The sequence below is a fragment of the Escherichia sp. KTE52 genome (genome assembly GCF_000408325.1).
GTDB classification, from domain to species: domain Bacteria; phylum Pseudomonadota; class Gammaproteobacteria; order Enterobacterales; family Enterobacteriaceae; genus Escherichia; species Escherichia marmotae.
On sequence record NZ_KE138676.1, the window covers coordinates 765492 to 781615 of the forward strand.

Genomic DNA, 16124 nt, shown 5'->3' on the forward strand with positions numbered 1-16124 from the left:
CCTCAACGGCCTCTGTGGAGGCCGTTACTCTTTCTTGAGATCGCTTAACAGCACGGCGATGCTTTGACCTCCCGCTGTTTGTTCAAGCGCAATTTTGACAATAATCGTCAACGGCACCGAAAGCAGCATCCCCACCGGTCCTAACAACCATCCCCAAAAAATTAACGACAAAAAGACCACCAGTGTGGAAAGCCCCAATCCGCGTCCCATAATGCGTGGTTCCAGAATATTACCGAAGACCAGATTAATCAGCAGATATCCCGCCAGCACCAACAACGCTTCGTAGAAACCATTAAACACCAGTACCTGGGCGATAGGGGGAATAGCCGCAAGGACCGAACCAATATTAGGAATGTAATTAAGCGCAAAGGCCAGCAATCCCCAGACAAAAGCAAAGCGAACGTCCAGTGCTGCGAGCATCGCCCAGGCGACCAGTCCGGTGATGATGCTGATGGCCGTTTTCAGCACCAGGTAATGCGACACACTGTCAATCGCGCGCTGAATCGCCGCCATTCCTTCGACCGGACGTGCCATCATTTGCTGGAGTTTGCCGGGCAGTTGCGGAACTTCGAGCAGCATAAACAGCACCGTCAACAGCAATAAAAATATTGATGACATGGCGTTAGATAACTGCGTCAGTAAGTTGGTCAGTAACGTCATCGCCGCGTTCGGGTCAATGTAATGCGCCAGTTGGTCAACTGAGACATCAATACCCACGCGCTGTAATAAAGGCTCCAGAGCTTGCAGAGGCTTTATGATTGAGCTGCGATACTGTGGCAAAGTGCGGGTCAGTTCATTGAGTGTTGAGCCGAGATAGGCCAGCATAAGCACCATCGCCATTACGATGATGGTCATTAAAATCGACACCGCCAGTACGCGCGGTACTCGCCAGCGAACCATGCGTTGTACCAGCGGGTTAAGAATGACTGCGATAAATAGGGCGAGGATAAAGGGGACGATGATATCGGCGGCAAACCGGATACCGCAGAGAATAATGACCAGCATTCCCAACATAATGACGATTTTTAGGCCATTGAGCGTGATGATCGGCTTTGCCATGTTTATCCCCGTTTTTTTCTTCGCGAATAATATTTTTTCTGCGGCATTATAACGAAAATCAAACTACTCAGGTAAAGATATGAAAATGTTTTGAGTTAATTCTTAAGCTATGATACAAATCAGGCGTGTACAACTACCGAGGACAATTATCATCCGCGATGACGAGAAGCAACACTGCGGATAATTGTAATATTATGGACAATTTGTTCAGGACGTTATTTTCTACATTTACCCATCTTCGTACCTCATCCAGCATCTTGCTCGCAGGCGAGCAACACTGGCGCAACGCGCTTTAGTCCTTTCTTCTGTCAAAGCTGGCGCTCTGCGCTGGACTGAATACTTTTCTTTGGTTTCGCTGAATTCAGCGAACATTAAAATAATTCTCTTGCAGGGGAAGGACGATGTATATTTATTGGGCTTTATTAGGTCTGGCTATTGCCACAGAAATTACCGGAACGCTGTCAATGAAATGGGCGAGCGTCAGTAACGGTAACGGTGGATTTATTTTAATGCTGGTGATGATTTCACTGTCATATATATTTCTTTCTTTCGCCGTGAAAAAAATAGCGCTTGGTGTGGCTTATGCTCTGTGGGAAGGCATCGGTATTTTATTTATTACGCTATTTAGCGTTCTGTTATTCGATGAAAGCTTATCGCTGCTAAAAATTGCCGGGTTAACAACCCTGGTTGTCGGGATTGTGTTGATTAAATCTGGTACACGCAAAGTACGTAAACCCTCGCTGGAGGTGAACCGTGGCGCAGTTTGAATGGGTTCATGCCGCCTGGTTGGCACTGGCAACTGTGCTGGAAATCATAGCTAACGTCTTTTTGAAATTTTCTGACGGCTTTCGCCGCAAAGTTTATGGCTTGCTCTCGCTGGCGGCGGTGCTTGCTGCCTTTAGTGCGCTTTCGCAGGCCGTTAAAGGGATCGACTTGTCTGTAGCCTATGCATTGTGGGGTGGGTTTGGTATTACCGCCACTTTAGCTGCGGGGTGGATCTTGTTTGGTCAGCGTTTAAATCGCAAAGGCTGGGTTGGCCTGATCTTGCTATTGGCCGGAATGATCATGGTGAAACTCGCCTGATGACCACGCTGCCCGACAATGCGGGCAGCGTTTGAACATTATTGCCGGGTCAGTTCTTCTAACTTGTCGCGAAAACCGGTGACAGAAATGGCCCGGTTATCGGCGCGCCAGCGATCTTTCGCTGCAGGAGCTGAACTTTGCACACCAATTAACTGCCAGCCGTCATCAGTATGCAGCATCAGTGGCGAACCGCTGTCACCCGGCAGGGTATCGCACTGATGCGACATCACCGAGGTTTGCGCCCAGCCAGTCACTTCGCAATTTTGATGGCTGTATAAGGTATCAAGATGATCTTCGGGATACCCCGCCTGAGTCACTTTACGACCAGCCGCTTTTAATGCGGCGGTAAGCGCGGCTTTATCTCCCTCAAATAATGGCAACGGCGTAATGCCAGAAGGGGGATTGCGCAGCACAATCAAACCGAAATCCCACGGCGCGGCTGCGGGCGGGACAATCCAGCCATCACCATCAGCCTTTAACCGTTTCCCTAGCGTCGGATCAACACGACCTTCAATATCGTGGATCTCATAGCGCCATAGCCCTTTATTCGAAACAAAACGCAGCGCAATTGCTTTGTCTGGTTTACCTTTTGGTGGCGTTAATAAACAGTGGCCCGCAGTTAATGCGAGATTAGGCGCAATCAGCGTCGCCGTACATAAATTGCCGCTGGCCGTTTCCAGTTGCCCAACCGCATCCCACGGCGATTGGGTCGTGTTATTTACCGGTACACGATCATCATGACCAAAAAATAGGGTGCTGACCTCATCATGAGCCGATTTAGGATCGTCCGGTTTATCCGCAAACACAAATGCAGATGTCAGACTAATTGCACCCAGTACTACAGCAATGGTTGTACGCATATCACACTCTGGCGAGTAATTATGATTATTAAAAGCAAACCCTCGTAAATACTATAGACGGGACGGGATGAAAGTGGGAGTAAAATCAGATAACTACGCTCAGGAAAGATAAAAACGGGCGGCAATCAGCGCACATAAAATAAGGATGATAAGAATGAACTCAAAGCGATAACGGCCCACCATAGTACCCTCCGCTAAAGGCGGTGCTAAACGTTACCCGCTTAGCACCGTAATTTTCAGGCGCGAGGGGGCGCGCCACTATTGCTGTCGAAAACTTATGCGGCTGGCTGTGCTGCAGGTTTTGTCGGTTGTTGCTGGCTGTGTTTTTTGCTGTGCTTTTTGGCGGCCTGTGCTTTTTGCTCAGGTGCTTTCTGTTCAGTTTTTGCTTTTTTATGATGTTTTTTAGCCGCTTGTGCTTTCTGGGCGGGCGCTGCTTTATGCTGTTTTTTATGATGAATGGTTTTTGCAGGTGCTGCTTTGGTAGCAGCAGTCGGAGCAGGCGTGGTCGCAGTCTCTGCGGCAAAGGCAGCAGAAGAGAGACCCATAGCAGCGGCAACAACCAGAGCTAATACTTTTTTCATTGTCATACCCTCAATTTGGTTTTTTATGCAACCCCACTGCGGGGCCGATGTAATGACTATATCTCTGGAAATAGCAGGCTTCCGTGAGTGGTTGGTTTCGGCATGTAACGATATGTACAAAGCGAGTAGCGATGACGTGAGAAATAATAACGCATTGTGACTTAAGGAGATTTTCCCACCAATATCGGTAGTATTGATTGACTTAACTTTTTCATTACCTATAAATTGGTAGAATCACCGTGTATTAACAATAAATGACACACAGCAAAATGAATCCGTTTATTTGGGTGCTTATTATCCTGATGGCGTTAGATGCACTGCGAGAAATGGCCGGCACTTCGTCTATTTTGGGATGGTTATTAACGTTGAGTTGAGCAGACAATAAGCCCGGACAGGTTTTAACTCAGTCCGGGCTTATTTTTCAGGCGTGCAGGCGATGATGTAAACGTGTTCCGACCAGAATAGCGACCACCAACATCACGGCAATAAATGCACCGACGCCGTTCCAGCCATAGTTATGCCAGAAGACGCCACCTAATGTCCCTGCAATACTTGAACCCAGATAGTAACAAAATAGATACAGCGAGGAAGCCTGGCCTCTGGCGCGTTTAGCACGTGGGCCAATCCAGCTACTGGCGACAGAGTGAGCGGCAAAGAATCCTGTAGAGAAAAGCATCATACCGGCAAAAATCAACCACAGTGGGTTGAACAATGTCAGGAGAAGGCCAAAAAGCATGACACCTGTCGAAAATAACATCACCGGACCACGACCGAAGCGGGTAGTCATGGTGCCTGCTTTTGGCGAACTCCAGGTGCCAGTCAAATAGACTAGCGATAATAAGCCAACCACGGCCTGACTGACATGCCAGGGGGGAAGCATCAACCGATAACCAATGTAATTAAACAGAGTGACGAACGACCCCATCAGCAAAAAACCTTCGACGAATAATAAGGGTAATCCCTGATCACGGCAGTGCAGACGGAAGTTAATAAACAGCGTTTTTGGGCGCAACGAGGATGGGCGGAAATGGCGTGACTCCGGGAGGATTTTCCAGAACATTAACGCTGAGGTCAGAGCGAAACAGCCAATAACCGCCAGAGCAATTCGCCAGTTAAAGAAGTCAGTAAATACCCCGCTGATTAAGCGCCCACTCATACCGCCAATTGAGTTGCCGCTGATGTACAGCCCCATTGAAAATGCCACAAAACTGGGGTGGATCTCTTCGCTAAGGTAGGTCATGCCAACGGCAGCTACGCCGCTTAACGACAGACCAATCAAGGCGCGCATAATTAAAATACCGTGCCAGCTAGTCATCATCGTCGAAAGTAACGTGCAGATGGAGGCCAACAGTAGTGCCGTCACCATCACCGGCTTGCGACCTATGGCATCGGAAAGTGGGCCAGTAAATAGTAAACCAATGGCAAGCATGATCGTTGAAATTGACAGTGAAATACTACTGTTAGCAGGCGTTAAGCCAAATTCTTGCGAAAGCACCGGAAGAATAGGCTGCACACAATAAAGAAGCGCAAAGGTTGCCAGCCCGGCCGAGAATAGAGCCAGAGTGACACGCATAAATTGCGGCGTACCGCGTTTAATGAATTCGTTTGTCCGGGAAAGGTTTTTCTTGTCAGTGTCACTTGCCGGAGTGCCATCAACAGTTGTAGTACGACTCACTTGAAATCCTTGCTAAATATGCCCGTGATGTGGGATTAGGAATAGATTAGGAAAATCGAATTGTTATGTCTAATATATTAATAGTCTCAAATAAGATGTTTAAAATATGAATATTGAATTGCGCCACCTTCGTTACTTCATTGCTGTTGCGGAAGAGCTGCATTTTGGTCGCGCTGCTGCCCGACTGAATATTTCACAACCGCCGCTAAGCCAGCAGATTCAGATACTGGAGCAACAAATTGGCGCGCGACTGCTGGCACGAACCAATCGCAGCGTAATGCTGACGGCAGCAGGGAAGCAGTTCCTTGCTGATAGTCGGCAAATCCTGTCTATGGTGGATGACGCTGCCGCTCGCGCTGAACGCCTGCATCAGGGAGAGGCGGGAGAGTTACGCATTGGCTTTACCTCATCAGCGCCATTTATTCGCGCAGTATCTGATACCTTATCGCTGTTTCGTCGCGAATTTCCTGATGTTCATTTGCAGACACGCGAGATGAACACCCGCGAGCAAATAGCACCCCTTATCGAAGGGACGCTGGATATGGGGTTGCTACGAAATACTGTGTTGCCGGAGACGCTGGACCACGCGGTCATTGTGCATGAACCACTTATGGCGATGATCCCGCATGATCATCCTTTGGCCAATAAATCGAATGTAACGCTGGCAGAACTGGCAAAAGAACCCTTTGTTTTTTTTGATCCGCACGTAGGGACGGGGCTGTATGATGACATTCTCGGCCTGATGCGACGTTACAATCTCACCCCAGTCATCACCCAGGAAGTCGGCGAGGCGATGACTATCATCGGCCTGGTTTCCGCGGGTCTTGGCGTTTCGATTTTGCCCGCATCTTTCAAACGCGTACAACTCAATGAAATGCGTTGGGTATCTATTGCGGAAGAGGATGCGGTTTCTGAGATGTGGCTGGTTTGGCCAAAACATCATGAACAAAGCCCGGCAGCACGTAACTTTCGTATTCAGCTACTGAATGCTCTCTGATGAGGAAAAATTCAGCAAAAAATCCCGAAAAATGTGCTGTCAATCACATGGCTAAGTAAAAATTTGACGTTACGCATTGAAGTGCTTCACCATAGCCTACAGATTATTTCGGAGCGCGAAAATATAGGGAGTATGAGGTGGTTGCTGAAAACCAGCCGGGGCACATTGATCAAATAAAGCAGACCAACGCAGGTGCTGTATATCGCCTGATTGATCAGCTTGGTCCCATTTCGCGTATCGACCTTTCTCGCATGGCGCAGCTCGCGCCAGCCAGTATTACCAAAATTGTCCGCGAAATGCTTGAAGCGCACCTGGTGCAAGAGCTGGAAATTAAAGAGGCTGGAAACCGTGGCCGTCCGGCGGTGGGGTTGGTAGTAGAAACGGAAGCCTGGCACTATCTTTCTTTGCGTATTAGTCGTGGCGAGATTTTTCTTGCACTGCGTGATTTAAGCAGCAAGTTGGTGGTGGAAGACTCGCTGGAGTTGGCGCTGCAGGATGAATTACCGCTGTTGGATCGCATCATTACTCATATTGATCAGTTTTTTATTCGCCATCAGAAAAAACTCGAGCGCCTGACTTCTATTGCCATTACCATGCCGGGAATTATTGATACGGAAAATGGTATTGTACATCGTATGCCGTTCTACGAGGACGTAAAAGAGATGCCGCTCGGTGAAGCGCTTGAGCAGCATACCGGTGTACCGGTTTATATTCAGCATGATATCAGCGCATGGACGATGGCCGAGGCCTTGTTCGGCGCATCCCGCGGAGCGCGCGATGTGATTCAGGTGGTTATCGATCACAATGTGGGAGCGGGTGTGATTACCGATGGTCATCTGTTACACGCAGGAAGCAGTAGCCTTGTGGAGATAGGCCACACTCAGGTCGACCCCTATGGAAAACGCTGTTATTGCGGTAACCACGGCTGCCTGGAAACCATCGCCAGTGTTGACAGCATTCTTGAACTGGCGCAATTACGTTTGAATCAATCCATGAGTTCGATGTTACACGGACAGCCGTTAACCGTGGACTCATTGTGCCAGGCGGCACTGCGGGGCGATCTGCTGGCAAAAGATATTATTACCGGTGTGGGGGCGCATGTTGGGCGCATTCTTGCCATCATGGTGAATTTATTTAACCCACAAAAAATACTGATTGGTTCACCGTTAAGCAAAGCGGCAGAAATCCTGTTCCCTGTCATTTCTGACAGCATCCGTCAGCAGGCGCTTCCTGCCTACAGCCAGCACATTAGCGTCGAAAGCACTCAGTTTTCTAATCAGGGGACGATGGCGGGAGCCGCATTGGTAAAAGACGCTATGTATAACGGTTCTTTGTTGATTCGTCTGTTGCAGGGTTAACATTTTTTAACTGTTCTACCAAAATTTGCGCTATCTCAAATTGGGGCAGGAAAGCATAACTTAGACTTCCAAAGTTGAATTATTTTCCTGGCTTATATTTGTGAAGCATAACGGTGGAGTTAGTGATGCTGAAGCGTTTCTTTATAACAGGTACAGACACTTCTGTAGGGAAAACGGTGGTTTCCCGCGCATTGCTACAAGCGTTAGCCTCCCAGGGAAAAACGGTTGCGGGGTATAAACCCGTAGCGAAGGGGAGCAAAGAGACACCCGATGGGCTACGTAATAAAGATGCCCTGGTGTTGCAGAGTGTTTCATCTATTGAACTGCCTTATGAAGCAGTCAATCCCATTGCGTTAAGCGAAGAAGAAAGTAGTGTGGCGCACAGTTGCCCGATCAATTACACCCTCATTTCAAATGGTCTGGCTAACCTGACGAATAAAGTCGACCATGTGGTGGTCGAAGGCACTGGCGGCTGGCGTAGTCTGATGAATGACCTGCGTCCGCTCTCTGAATGGGTGGTTCAGGAGCAGCTACCGGTGTTGATGGTGGTGGGCATTCAGGAAGGCTGTATTAACCATGCGCTTCTGACCGCACAGGCGATTGCGAACGATGGTCTTCCGCTCATTGGCTGGGTGGCTAACCGTATCAACCCAGGGTTAGCACATTACGCTGAAATCATAGATGTATTGGGTAAAAAACTCCCGGCACCGCTCATTGGCGAACTGCCTTATTTGCCGCGCGCAGAACAGCGTGAACTGGGGCAATACATCCGCTTACCCATGCTGCGCAGTGTGTTGGCGGTAGATAGAGTCACGGTGTAACGTCCGCGACGTTACTGACGCAATCACACAAGCAATTAATAAACCGGGGAGTAGCTGATACTCTCCAGTCATTTCGCATATCATCAATGTCGACATAATTGGCGCATGCGTGGTTGCAGCCAGTAGTGTTGCCATCCCGGTTAGCCCAAGTAACAGCGTAATTTCTTCTCCGCCAGGAAGCCATAACCCCAGGCTACGACCATACAGCATACCAATAGCCAGTCCGATAAATAGTGTTGGCGTAAACACACCGCCTGGCGCGCCGGAACCACTGCTGGCCAGCACGGCAAAAAGTTTGCAAAGAAAGATCCCTGCAATGACCGTAAGCAGTGGCGGGGCAGTTAAAAAGGATTGTACCGTACTATAGCCGTTGCCCCACACAGCCGGTGTGAGCAGGGAAAGCAGTCCCACGATCAAACCTCCCAATGCCAGTTGCCAGGGGGGCGCAAGTTTGAGATTAACAAAGCCCCGATGACTGGCGTTCATTAGCTTTAAAAACAGTGGACCGCACAGTCCCATCAGTACACCAGTACTAATAATCAGCGCATAGTCACGGGTCTTAACTATTACTGAGAGTTGCACGCTGTAGAGCAAAGCATCGCTATTATTAAGAAGATGGCTGACAAGCAGTGCCACTACGGCGGAAATTACCACCGGACCGAGAGAGGCCAGCATCATGGTGCCAAACAGCACTTCAGCAATAAACAAACTTCCGGCAAGCGGGGCGCGATAGGCCGCAGCCATCCCCGCAGCAGCGCCACAGGCAATCCACAATTTCCACTCTTCACGCGGTGTAAGACGTTGTGCAAACCAGGAGGCGGCAAGCGCTGCCAACAGGATCATCGCACCTTCACGTCCAATGGCACTGCCGCTCGTCACCACCAGCAAAGACGCGAAAGATTTGACCAGACTGGTGGCATAATCAAACTGCCCATCGGTTTGTAATGCCTCCATATAATCGGTAGGCGCGTGAGGGCGTTGTTGCGTGAATTTCTGCCATCCCATCAGCAATAGACCTGCTGCCAGTCCGCCAAGTGCCGGAGTTAGCAGGCGACGCCACGGCGAAAGGTTCATGGCAGCATTAACCAGACTTCCGGAATCATTGTTCAGGAACAACCACTCCAGCAACAGCATCGCATGATGAAACCCTGCGACGGCAAGAGCCGCGAGAATACCGATCACCGTCGCAATAAACAGACGGCGGAACATGGTGCGTAGATCCGGGTAGATGTGTAGATGATGCATGAGCAGAAATGGCAAATTAAACACAGGCATCTATTTTGCGGGAAAAGGGGTCTGGAGCAAAAGCTGTATGTGCTTTATGAGAAATTAATCGTGACGTTGTCACTTATTTTATCCGAAAGGCGTGCAGTTACCGCCTTTCGGTCATACTAACGATTATTCAACGAAACAGAGGCTTAACCGCGACAGGAATTAACAATTGTGACTGCCATTGTGCCAGTGTTAAACGGGCCAGCTCACCGAGTGAGCGATAAAAAGGGTGTTCTGCTTTTTCGATAAACACCTCAAGGAAACGTGTCGACCACGGTAAAAGGTGCCACGCCAGCAATTCTTCGCACTCGGTCTGGCGACCGTTCTCTGCCAGCCATGCCGCCATCAATAGCAGTGAACCAAAATGATCTTCCGGTTCGTTTTGTTTCATTTCAAACTGAATGCCTTTTTCGCGCATCCATTGACGGAGCGCCAATGTAGAATCGCCAAACAGCACCGATTCGCGATCCAGCCAGACAGATCCCCACGGCGGTGACGGTAGCGCATACGGGCCGACAAACAGCCGTTGCCAGGCCTGATTACGCGACTCTTCACACTCTTCCTTAAAAGTCGTTACCAGCGGTGCTAATGACGTTTGTGACAAGGGCCACTGGGTATCCCAGCCGTCGCCGGTTAACGCAGAAACCAGCGGAGAGGCTTCTGCACTCTCTGGAGCGTAATAAAACAGCGCGCCCAGCACGCGCGCCGCGACAGAAAAATTATCTTGTTGTGAAAAATGCGTCATTCTTATCATCCTGAAACGTGCGGGGTAACCCGCACTAATTTGTTAACCTGCGACGGCCATTCCGACGGTCATATGCAGGCCATAAAAGAGCGCACGCCCGATCATCTCGCCATCAGGTATGAGGATTCATTCCCGCACAAACCCGGCAAGGGTTATGGCGTGGATTAGTGAACACAGCCTGCATCTTAGACCAGTGCATAACAATACCACACGCGCCAGACCTGGACGTAGACCTGATAAGACGCGTAAGCGTCGTATCAGGCAGCCACAGGTTTATTGCTGCGGTTCGGCAGGGCCACTATCATGGGTTGGTTGAGAGTGGGCAGAAACATTACCGCTGGTGGTGCGGGTATAGAGAATTTTATGCGTGTCGTTGGCACAATGCCCGACGACCTGTGAATCAGGCTGATCAACCTGATCATTCGGCACAATACTTAAAGTGAAGCTGCTTTCCGGGACGCCGTTATTGATAATGCGCTGTGAAATATCGCTTTTTATACGCTCACAAGAATCCGACGCGGCGAGCACTGTGGATGAGGCCAGGGCGAGCAGAAGTGCGGCACTACAGGCGACGTTTTTCATCATTGGCTCCTTACATGAATATTACTACCTAAGCATAGCATTTCACGTGTAAATTACTGTATTTGCTACTATGATTGAGAATCATCTTTACTGTCAGGTGACTGATGTGAATGCCAAATTACTGCCATGTTTGCTCGCGATAACGCTTACAGGATGTGACCGCACAGAAGTAACGCTCTCTTTTACGCCAGAGATGGCCAGTTTCTCTAATGAATTCGATTTTGATCCGCTGCGTGGTCCGGTTAAGGATTTCACTCAGACATTAATAAATGAGCAAGGGGAAGTAACGAAGCGCGTTTCAGGTACTTTATCGGAAGAAGGCTGTTTTGATTCTCTCGAATTGCTGGATCTGGAGAATAATACTGTAGTTGCCCTGGTGTTAGACGCAAATTATTACCGTGATGCACAGACGCTGGAGAAGCGAGTACGTTTACAGGGGAAATGTCAGTTAGCGGAATTACCTTCCGCAGGGGTGAGTTGGGAAACCGATGATAATGGCTTCGTGGTTAAAGCCAGCAGTAAACAGATGAAGATGGAGTATCGGTATGATGGCCAGGGGTATCCGCTGGGTAAAACGACAATAAGCAACGACAAAACGTTATCTGTCACCGCGACACCGTCAAAGGATCCGATCAAAAAACTCGATTATACGGCCATTACTTTGCTGAATAATCAACAGGTTGGCAATATCAGACAGACCTGTGAATATGACAGCCACGCCAATCCGGTGGACTGCCAATTAATCATTGTGGATGAGGGGGAAAAACCCGCTGTCGAACGGGTTTACACCATCAAAAATACCATTGATTATTATTAATGCTATTGCGCGGTCGGTTTCAGTAGAGTCTGCCCCTGCGTTTTATGTTCCGCCAGATACTGATGCTGGAATATGCACATGCGAATGGCATTGCGATATTGACCGTTAATAAAGAATTCATGCATCAGTTCACCTTCGACCGTAAAACCGAGCTTACGGTAAATATGAATCGCTTTTTCATTCTCTTTATCGACGATCAGATAAAGTTTATAGAGATTAAGAACAGTGAAGCCATAATCCATCGCTAATGTCGCGGCGCGGGTTGCCAGACCTTTACCCTGGTATTCCGGGGAGATGATTATCTGAAATTCAGCGCGGCGATGGACGTGGTTAATTTCCACCAGCTCTACCAGACCGGCTTTTTCGCCATCACATTCCACGACGAAACGGCGTTCACTCTGATCGTGAATATGTTTATCGTACAGATCAGAGAGTTCAACGAAGGCTTCGTAGGGTTCCTCAAACCAGTAACGCATTACGCTGGCGTTATTGTCGAGTTGATGCACATAGCGTAAATCTTCACGCTCCAGCGGACGTAGCTTAACACTGTGGGCGCTTGTCATAACGTGTCCTTACATTCCTTATATCAATAACAGGTTAGGGGATGATTACGCGGCCAGTACGACGGTCCAGACAGCGTAAAGTATTCGGCTCCCAGTAGGCATTAATGTTGGCACTCTGCTCACATTTATCGCGGTTATCGAATGCGGCGTCAGCTTTATCCCATTCTTTCTCGGTGCGTTTGTTGACTTTCTGACGCAGATTACGCGTGTCATTCCATTGCTCTTTTTCCATCGCCGCCTGCTGGCGACTCTGTGCGCTGTCGCCAGATTCAATCACCAGTTTGTTAGTTTCTGCATGAGTAGTTGCGCTAAATGCCAGTGCGCAAGGCAGCAGAAAAGCGAGCAGGCTGAGTTTTTTGCAGAGAGTGATATTCATGATTCATTCCTTGTATGAATGATTAAAGGCGATTTTACACGATCCACTGTGAACACGAAACGTAACAGAAGGATGTATATGTTGATGATATTATGTCGCCCTATAAATATACATGATGTCAATAAGTGACAAAGATGATTAAAACAACGTTACTGTTTTTTGTTACTGCCCTGTGTGAAATCATGGGTTGCTTTTTACCCTGGTTATGGCTGAAACGAAATGCCAGCGTCTGGCTGTTGGTTCCGGCGGGGATTTCCCTGGCGCTGTTTGTCTGGCTGTTAACGTTACATCCCGCAGCAAGTGGGCGAGTTTATGCGGCTTATGGTGGAGTTTATGTCTGTACGGCGTTGATTTGGCTGCGTGTGGTGGATGGGGTGAAGCTCAGTCTCTACGACTGGACAGGCGCGATAATTGCGCTTTGCGGTATGTTGATTATTGTTGCTGGCTGGGGACGTGCCTGATTTTTCTGGTCTATAAGATATTTTATTATCAATGACATACGTCTTGTCAGGGCACTGAAAAACAATAAGCTTTGACTATTTTTAGAACTATTCATGGCGCAAATATGCGCTTTTTTTTGTGATCGTTCTGGCTTTTTTTGATCTTCATACTTGTATGGTAGTAGCTCAGTTGCGTAGATTTCATGCATCACGATAAGCGATGCAAGGAATAGAACATGAAGATTGTAGGGGCTGAAGTTTTTGTTACCTGTCCGGGGCGTAATTTCGTCACCTTAAAAATCACCACCGAGGACGGTATTACCGGTCTTGGTGATGCCACTCTCAACGGACGCGAGCTTTCCGTTGCGTCCTATTTGCAGGATCACCTGTGTCCGCAACTTATAGGCCGCGATGCCCACCGTATCGAAGATATCTGGCAGTTTTTCTATAAAGGCGCTTACTGGCGTCGCGGTCCGGTGACTATGTCGGCCATTTCAGCCGTTGATATGGCGCTATGGGACATTAAAGCCAAAGCTGCCAACATGCCGCTTTACCAGTTACTCGGCGGCGCCTCTCGCGAAGGGGTGATGGTCTATTGCCATACCACCGGTCACAGTATTGATGAGGCACTGGATGATTATGCCCGTCATCAGGAACTGGGATTCAAGGCCATCCGCGTGCAGTGCGGTATTCCTGGCATGAAAACGACTTACGGTATGTCCAAAGGAAAAGGGCAGGCCTATGAACCTGCAACCAAAGGGCAGTGGCCAGAAGAGCAGTTGTGGTCAACGGAAAAATATCTCGACTTCATGCCAAAACTGTTCGACGCGGTACGTAACAAGTTTGGTTTTGATGAACATTTGCTGCATGACATGCATCATCGCTTAACGCCTATTGAAGCGGCGCGCTTTGGTAAAAGCATTGAAGATTTTCGCATGTTCTGGATGGAAGATCCGACCCCCGCAGAAAACCAGGAGTGTTTCCGTCTGATTCGCCAACATACCGTCACGCCAATTGCGGTGGGTGAAGTATTCAATAGCATTTGGGACTGCAAACAGCTCATTGAAGAGCAACTTATCGACTATATCCGTACCACGCTGACCCATGCAGGCGGCATTACCGGTATGCGTCGGATTGCGGATTTTGCTTCGCTTTATCAGGTGCGCACAGGCTCACACGGCCCTTCCGATTTGTCACCAGTCTGCATGGCTGCGGCTTTGCACTTTGACCTGTGGGTGCCGAATTTTGGCGTACAAGAATACATGGGCTACTCAGAACAAATGCTCGAAGTGTTCCCGCACAACTGGAGCTTCGATAACGGCTATATGCATCCGGGTGACAAGCCAGGTATTGGCATCGAGTTCGATGAAAAGCTGGCGGCGAAATATCCCTACGAACCTGCTTATCTGCCAGTCGCACGTCTGGAAGATGGCACGTTATGGAACTGGTAAGGTAAAAAACTTGCGACATGGATGTTGATTATTCCTCAATCCTACAAAGGTATATTTTTATGGTTAGTTCCGTCGATATAAAAAATGAAATCAAAAATACACCTGTCGTTCGACGTGTTGCGTCGGCTTCAGCGATTGGTACTGCTGCTGAATACTACGATTTCTTTGCTTATGGCACAGCGGCAGTATTATTTTTCGGTCATTTATTTTTCCCCAGTGATGATCCTTTAATTAGTACACTGGCCGCGTTTGCCACATATGCTGTTGGCTTTCTTGCTCGACCTCTGGGAGGGATTGTATTTGGGCATATAGGTGATAAAGTCGGAAGAAAAAAAGCATTGGTTATTACGATCTTAATTGTTGGATTGGGCACTTTTTGCATTGGGTTACTACCAACCTATGAAGAGATCGGTATATGGGCTCCGGCATTATTAATATTTATACGAGTCTTACAAGGTTTTGGGGTTGGAGGCGAACAGGCTGGTGCTGTATTGATGACTGCTGAATATGCTGAGCCCAAACGACGTGGTTTTTTTGCCAGTTGGGTTCAGATTGGTGCTCCAGTAGGCTTTTTACTTCCGATGGCATTATTCGCAATACTCAATGCGACGTTAACTCCAGAAGCGATGATGGACTATGGTTGGCGTATTCCATTTTTATTGAGCCTGTTACTTGTAATCGTAGGATTATTTATTCGTTTAAAAATTGATGAGTCTCCTGTATTTGCTCAAATTAGGGAAACAAAAGCAGAGGAGTCTCGCCCTCTAATTGAAGTTATACGTGATTATCCTGGCATTGTAGCAAAAGGCGTTTGCGCAAAACTGATTGAAGCCTGTACATTCGCGATGTTTACTGTAATTGTATTGGCTTACGGGAAAGCTAACAATCTGGATGCTAATATTTTAATGGAGACGATGATTGTCGCCGTCATTATAGAAGTGTTCGCAATTCCTTTAATGGGGGCGCTTTGTGACAAGATTGGTCGTAAACCTGTTTATATTATGGGCGCTTTATTACAAGTTATCATGATTATTCCTTTTTTCCTGGCTATCAATCAAGATAACTTCTGGCTAACACAGTTGGTAATGATAATTGTCATTAGTTTTGGTCATAGCATGTGTTATGCACCGCAGGCATCTTTTTTCCCTGAGTTATTCCCAACCCATATTCGGTGCAGTGGTATTGCTCTAATTTGGCAATTAGGTTCATTAATAGGTAGCGGAGTATTGGGGTTGGTTGCAGTAAAAATCCTTCAGGTTACCGGTGGTCATTATTATGGCATGGCTATTTATGTGATTGTTCTTGGTGTTATTTCTATTGGTGGTTTGATTCTGATGCCAGAAACTGCGCCACGAAAATTAAAATCAGAATATCAGGAGTGGGCAAAGCATTAATATAAATTATTCAAGGTGACAAGTGTCACCTTGATTTTTATGAGGCATGT

The 16124-nt window shown here is 48.0% G+C and carries 20 protein-coding genes and 1 pseudogene; 10 read left to right on the forward strand and 11 right to left on the reverse strand.

The genetic code is table 11. The annotated features are described in order from the left end of the window. Positions 1–24: 24 nt before the first annotated feature. Complete coding sequence (gene tqsA / locus A1SC_RS17415) at positions 25–1059, reverse strand: AI-2 transporter TqsA (protein ID WP_001516351.1); 1035 nt, start codon at positions 1057–1059, stop codon at positions 25–27. A 401-nt stretch (positions 1060–1460) separates the two neighbouring features. On the opposite strand from tqsA, the gene mdtJ reads away from it, so the two are divergent. Both mdtJ and mdtI read left to right on the forward strand, forming a co-directional pair. Then, positions 1461–1826, forward strand: a complete 366-nt coding sequence (gene mdtJ, locus A1SC_RS17410) for a multidrug/spermidine efflux SMR transporter subunit MdtJ (RefSeq protein WP_000276139.1) — start codon at positions 1461–1463, stop codon at positions 1824–1826. Beyond that, a complete protein-coding gene (gene mdtI / locus A1SC_RS17405) occupies positions 1813–2142 on the forward strand; it encodes a multidrug/spermidine efflux SMR transporter subunit MdtI (RefSeq protein WP_001516352.1) in 330 nt (109 codons plus the stop codon). Before mdtJ ends, mdtI begins: the two co-directional genes overlap by 14 nt. Positions 2143–2180: 38 nt before the next feature. Here mdtI and A1SC_RS17400 read toward each other — a convergent pair whose 3' ends face one another. The 3 genes from A1SC_RS17400 to asr form a co-directional block, all read right to left on the reverse strand. After that, positions 2181–3002 carry a trypsin-like serine peptidase gene (locus tag A1SC_RS17400; protein ID WP_001260827.1) on the reverse strand — a complete coding sequence of 274 codons (822 nt, stop codon included), beginning with the start codon at positions 3000–3002 and terminating at the stop codon, positions 2181–2183. Positions 3003–3101: 99 nt separating this feature from the next. After that, complete coding sequence (locus tag A1SC_RS0121315) at positions 3102–3185, reverse strand: small membrane protein YdgU (RefSeq protein ID WP_000233090.1); 84 nt, start codon at positions 3183–3185, stop codon at positions 3102–3104. Between the two features lie 92 nt (positions 3186–3277). Next, positions 3278–3583: an acid resistance repetitive basic protein Asr gene (asr, locus tag A1SC_RS17395; RefSeq protein ID WP_000756318.1), complete on the reverse strand. Its 306-nt coding sequence runs from the start codon at positions 3581–3583 to the stop codon at positions 3278–3280. A 269-nt stretch (positions 3584–3852) separates the two neighbouring features. Between asr and A1SC_RS26170 the strand changes: the two genes are divergently transcribed. Continuing rightward, positions 3853–3957 carry a KPN_01571 family protein gene (locus A1SC_RS26170; RefSeq protein ID WP_212632918.1) on the forward strand — a complete coding sequence of 35 codons (105 nt, stop codon included), beginning with the start codon at positions 3853–3855 and terminating at the stop codon, positions 3955–3957. Between the two features lie 47 nt (positions 3958–4004). On the opposite strand, the gene A1SC_RS17390 is transcribed toward A1SC_RS26170, so the two are convergent. Continuing rightward, positions 4005–5258: an MFS transporter gene (locus A1SC_RS17390; RefSeq protein ID WP_000091861.1), complete on the reverse strand. Its 1254-nt coding sequence runs from the start codon at positions 5256–5258 to the stop codon at positions 4005–4007. A gap of 106 nt (positions 5259–5364) precedes the next feature. On the opposite strand from A1SC_RS17390, the gene A1SC_RS17385 reads away from it, so the two are divergent. The 3 genes from A1SC_RS17385 to bioD all read left to right on the forward strand — a co-directional run bounded on the left by A1SC_RS17385 (position 5365) and on the right by bioD (position 8434). Further along, complete coding sequence (locus A1SC_RS17385) at positions 5365–6255, forward strand: LysR family transcriptional regulator (RefSeq protein ID WP_001516353.1); 891 nt, start codon at positions 5365–5367, stop codon at positions 6253–6255. Positions 6256–6392: 137 nt separating this feature from the next. Beyond that, complete coding sequence (gene mlc / locus A1SC_RS17380; protein ID WP_000225254.1) at positions 6393–7613, forward strand: sugar metabolism global transcriptional regulator Mlc; 1221 nt, start codon at positions 6393–6395, stop codon at positions 7611–7613. A 125-nt stretch (positions 7614–7738) separates the two neighbouring features. Further along, positions 7739–8434, forward strand: coding sequence for a dethiobiotin synthase (gene bioD / locus A1SC_RS17375; RefSeq protein WP_000919218.1), 696 nt, complete (start codon positions 7739–7741; stop codon positions 8432–8434). Here the strand turns inward: bioD and clcB are convergent. The 4 genes and pseudogenes from clcB to A1SC_RS17360 all read right to left on the reverse strand — a co-directional run bounded on the left by clcB (position 8387) and on the right by A1SC_RS17360 (position 11033). Further along, positions 8387–9679, reverse strand: coding sequence for a voltage-gated ClC-type chloride channel ClcB (clcB, locus tag A1SC_RS17370; RefSeq protein WP_071985624.1), 1293 nt, complete (start codon positions 9677–9679; stop codon positions 8387–8389). The two genes, bioD and clcB, sit on opposite strands and share 48 nt — an antisense overlap. 157 nt (positions 9680–9836) lie before the next feature. Then, on the reverse strand, positions 9837–10451 hold the full coding sequence (gene dmsD, locus A1SC_RS17365; RefSeq protein WP_000148720.1) for a Tat proofreading chaperone DmsD: 615 nt from the start codon (positions 10449–10451) through the stop codon (positions 9837–9839). Between the two features lie 42 nt (positions 10452–10493). Then, positions 10494–10577 (reverse strand): annotated as a pseudogene (locus A1SC_RS25750) (hypothetical protein); the annotation flags it as partial. Positions 10578–10724: 147 nt separating this feature from the next. Further along, positions 10725–11033 carry a DUF1161 domain-containing protein gene (locus A1SC_RS17360; RefSeq protein WP_000799836.1) on the reverse strand — a complete coding sequence of 103 codons (309 nt, stop codon included), beginning with the start codon at positions 11031–11033 and terminating at the stop codon, positions 10725–10727. A gap of 106 nt (positions 11034–11139) precedes the next feature. Between A1SC_RS17360 and A1SC_RS17355 the strand changes: the two genes are divergently transcribed. Continuing rightward, a complete protein-coding gene (locus A1SC_RS17355; protein WP_085947941.1) occupies positions 11140–11850 on the forward strand; it encodes a YnfC family lipoprotein in 711 nt (236 codons plus the stop codon). 2 nt (positions 11851–11852) lie between these two features. Here A1SC_RS17355 and speG read toward each other — a convergent pair whose 3' ends face one another. Next, positions 11853–12413, reverse strand: coding sequence for a spermidine N1-acetyltransferase (gene speG / locus A1SC_RS17350; protein ID WP_000199502.1), 561 nt, complete (start codon positions 12411–12413; stop codon positions 11853–11855). 34 nt (positions 12414–12447) lie between these two features. Further along, on the reverse strand, positions 12448–12789 hold the full coding sequence (locus A1SC_RS17345; protein ID WP_001027860.1) for a DUF1283 family protein: 342 nt from the start codon (positions 12787–12789) through the stop codon (positions 12448–12450). 134 nt (positions 12790–12923) lie between these two features. Between A1SC_RS17345 and A1SC_RS17340 the strand changes: the two genes are divergently transcribed. From A1SC_RS17340 to A1SC_RS17330, 3 genes are all read left to right on the forward strand, one after another. After that, positions 12924–13250, forward strand: a complete 327-nt coding sequence (locus A1SC_RS17340) for a YnfA family protein (RefSeq protein WP_001516354.1) — start codon at positions 12924–12926, stop codon at positions 13248–13250. 215 nt (positions 13251–13465) lie between these two features. Beyond that, a complete protein-coding gene (gene rspA / locus A1SC_RS17335; protein ID WP_000706280.1) occupies positions 13466–14680 on the forward strand; it encodes a starvation-sensing protein RspA in 1215 nt (404 codons plus the stop codon). 59 nt (positions 14681–14739) lie between these two features. Next, positions 14740–16074, forward strand: coding sequence for an MFS transporter (locus A1SC_RS17330; RefSeq protein ID WP_000255059.1), 1335 nt, complete (start codon positions 14740–14742; stop codon positions 16072–16074). Positions 16075–16124: the final 50 nt, after the last annotated feature.

Coding starts and splice junctions, on each gene's coding strand:
- mdtJ (WP_000276139.1), top strand. CDS start 1,461: ATGTATATTTATTGGGCTTTATTAGGTCTGGCTATTGCCACAGAAATT.
- A1SC_RS17340 (WP_001516354.1), top strand. CDS start 12,924: ATGATTAAAACAACGTTACTGTTTTTTGTTACTGCCCTGTGTGAAATC.
- rspA (WP_000706280.1), top strand. CDS start 13,466: ATGAAGATTGTAGGGGCTGAAGTTTTTGTTACCTGTCCGGGGCGTAAT.
- A1SC_RS26170 (WP_212632918.1), top strand. CDS start 3,853: ATGAATCCGTTTATTTGGGTGCTTATTATCCTGATGGCGTTAGATGCA.
- asr (WP_000756318.1), bottom strand. CDS start 3,583: ATGAAAAAAGTATTAGCTCTGGTTGTTGCCGCTGCTATGGGTCTCTCT.
- bioD (WP_000919218.1), top strand. CDS start 7,739: ATGCTGAAGCGTTTCTTTATAACAGGTACAGACACTTCTGTAGGGAAA.
- clcB (WP_071985624.1), bottom strand. CDS start 9,679: ATGCATCATCTACACATCTACCCGGATCTACGCACCATGTTCCGCCGT.
- tqsA (WP_001516351.1), bottom strand. CDS start 1,059: ATGGCAAAGCCGATCATCACGCTCAATGGCCTAAAAATCGTCATTATG.
- speG (WP_000199502.1), bottom strand. CDS start 12,413: ATGACAAGCGCCCACAGTGTTAAGCTACGTCCGCTGGAGCGTGAAGAT.
- A1SC_RS17330 (WP_000255059.1), top strand. CDS start 14,740: ATGGTTAGTTCCGTCGATATAAAAAATGAAATCAAAAATACACCTGTC.
- A1SC_RS17345 (WP_001027860.1), bottom strand. CDS start 12,789: ATGAATATCACTCTCTGCAAAAAACTCAGCCTGCTCGCTTTTCTGCTG.
- dmsD (WP_000148720.1), bottom strand. CDS start 10,451: ATGACGCATTTTTCACAACAAGATAATTTTTCTGTCGCGGCGCGCGTG.
- A1SC_RS17385 (WP_001516353.1), top strand. CDS start 5,365: ATGAATATTGAATTGCGCCACCTTCGTTACTTCATTGCTGTTGCGGAA.
- A1SC_RS0121315 (WP_000233090.1), bottom strand. CDS start 3,185: ATGGTGGGCCGTTATCGCTTTGAGTTCATTCTTATCATCCTTATTTTA.
- A1SC_RS17400 (WP_001260827.1), bottom strand. CDS start 3,002: ATGCGTACAACCATTGCTGTAGTACTGGGTGCAATTAGTCTGACATCT.
- A1SC_RS17360 (WP_000799836.1), bottom strand. CDS start 11,033: ATGAAAAACGTCGCCTGTAGTGCCGCACTTCTGCTCGCCCTGGCCTCA.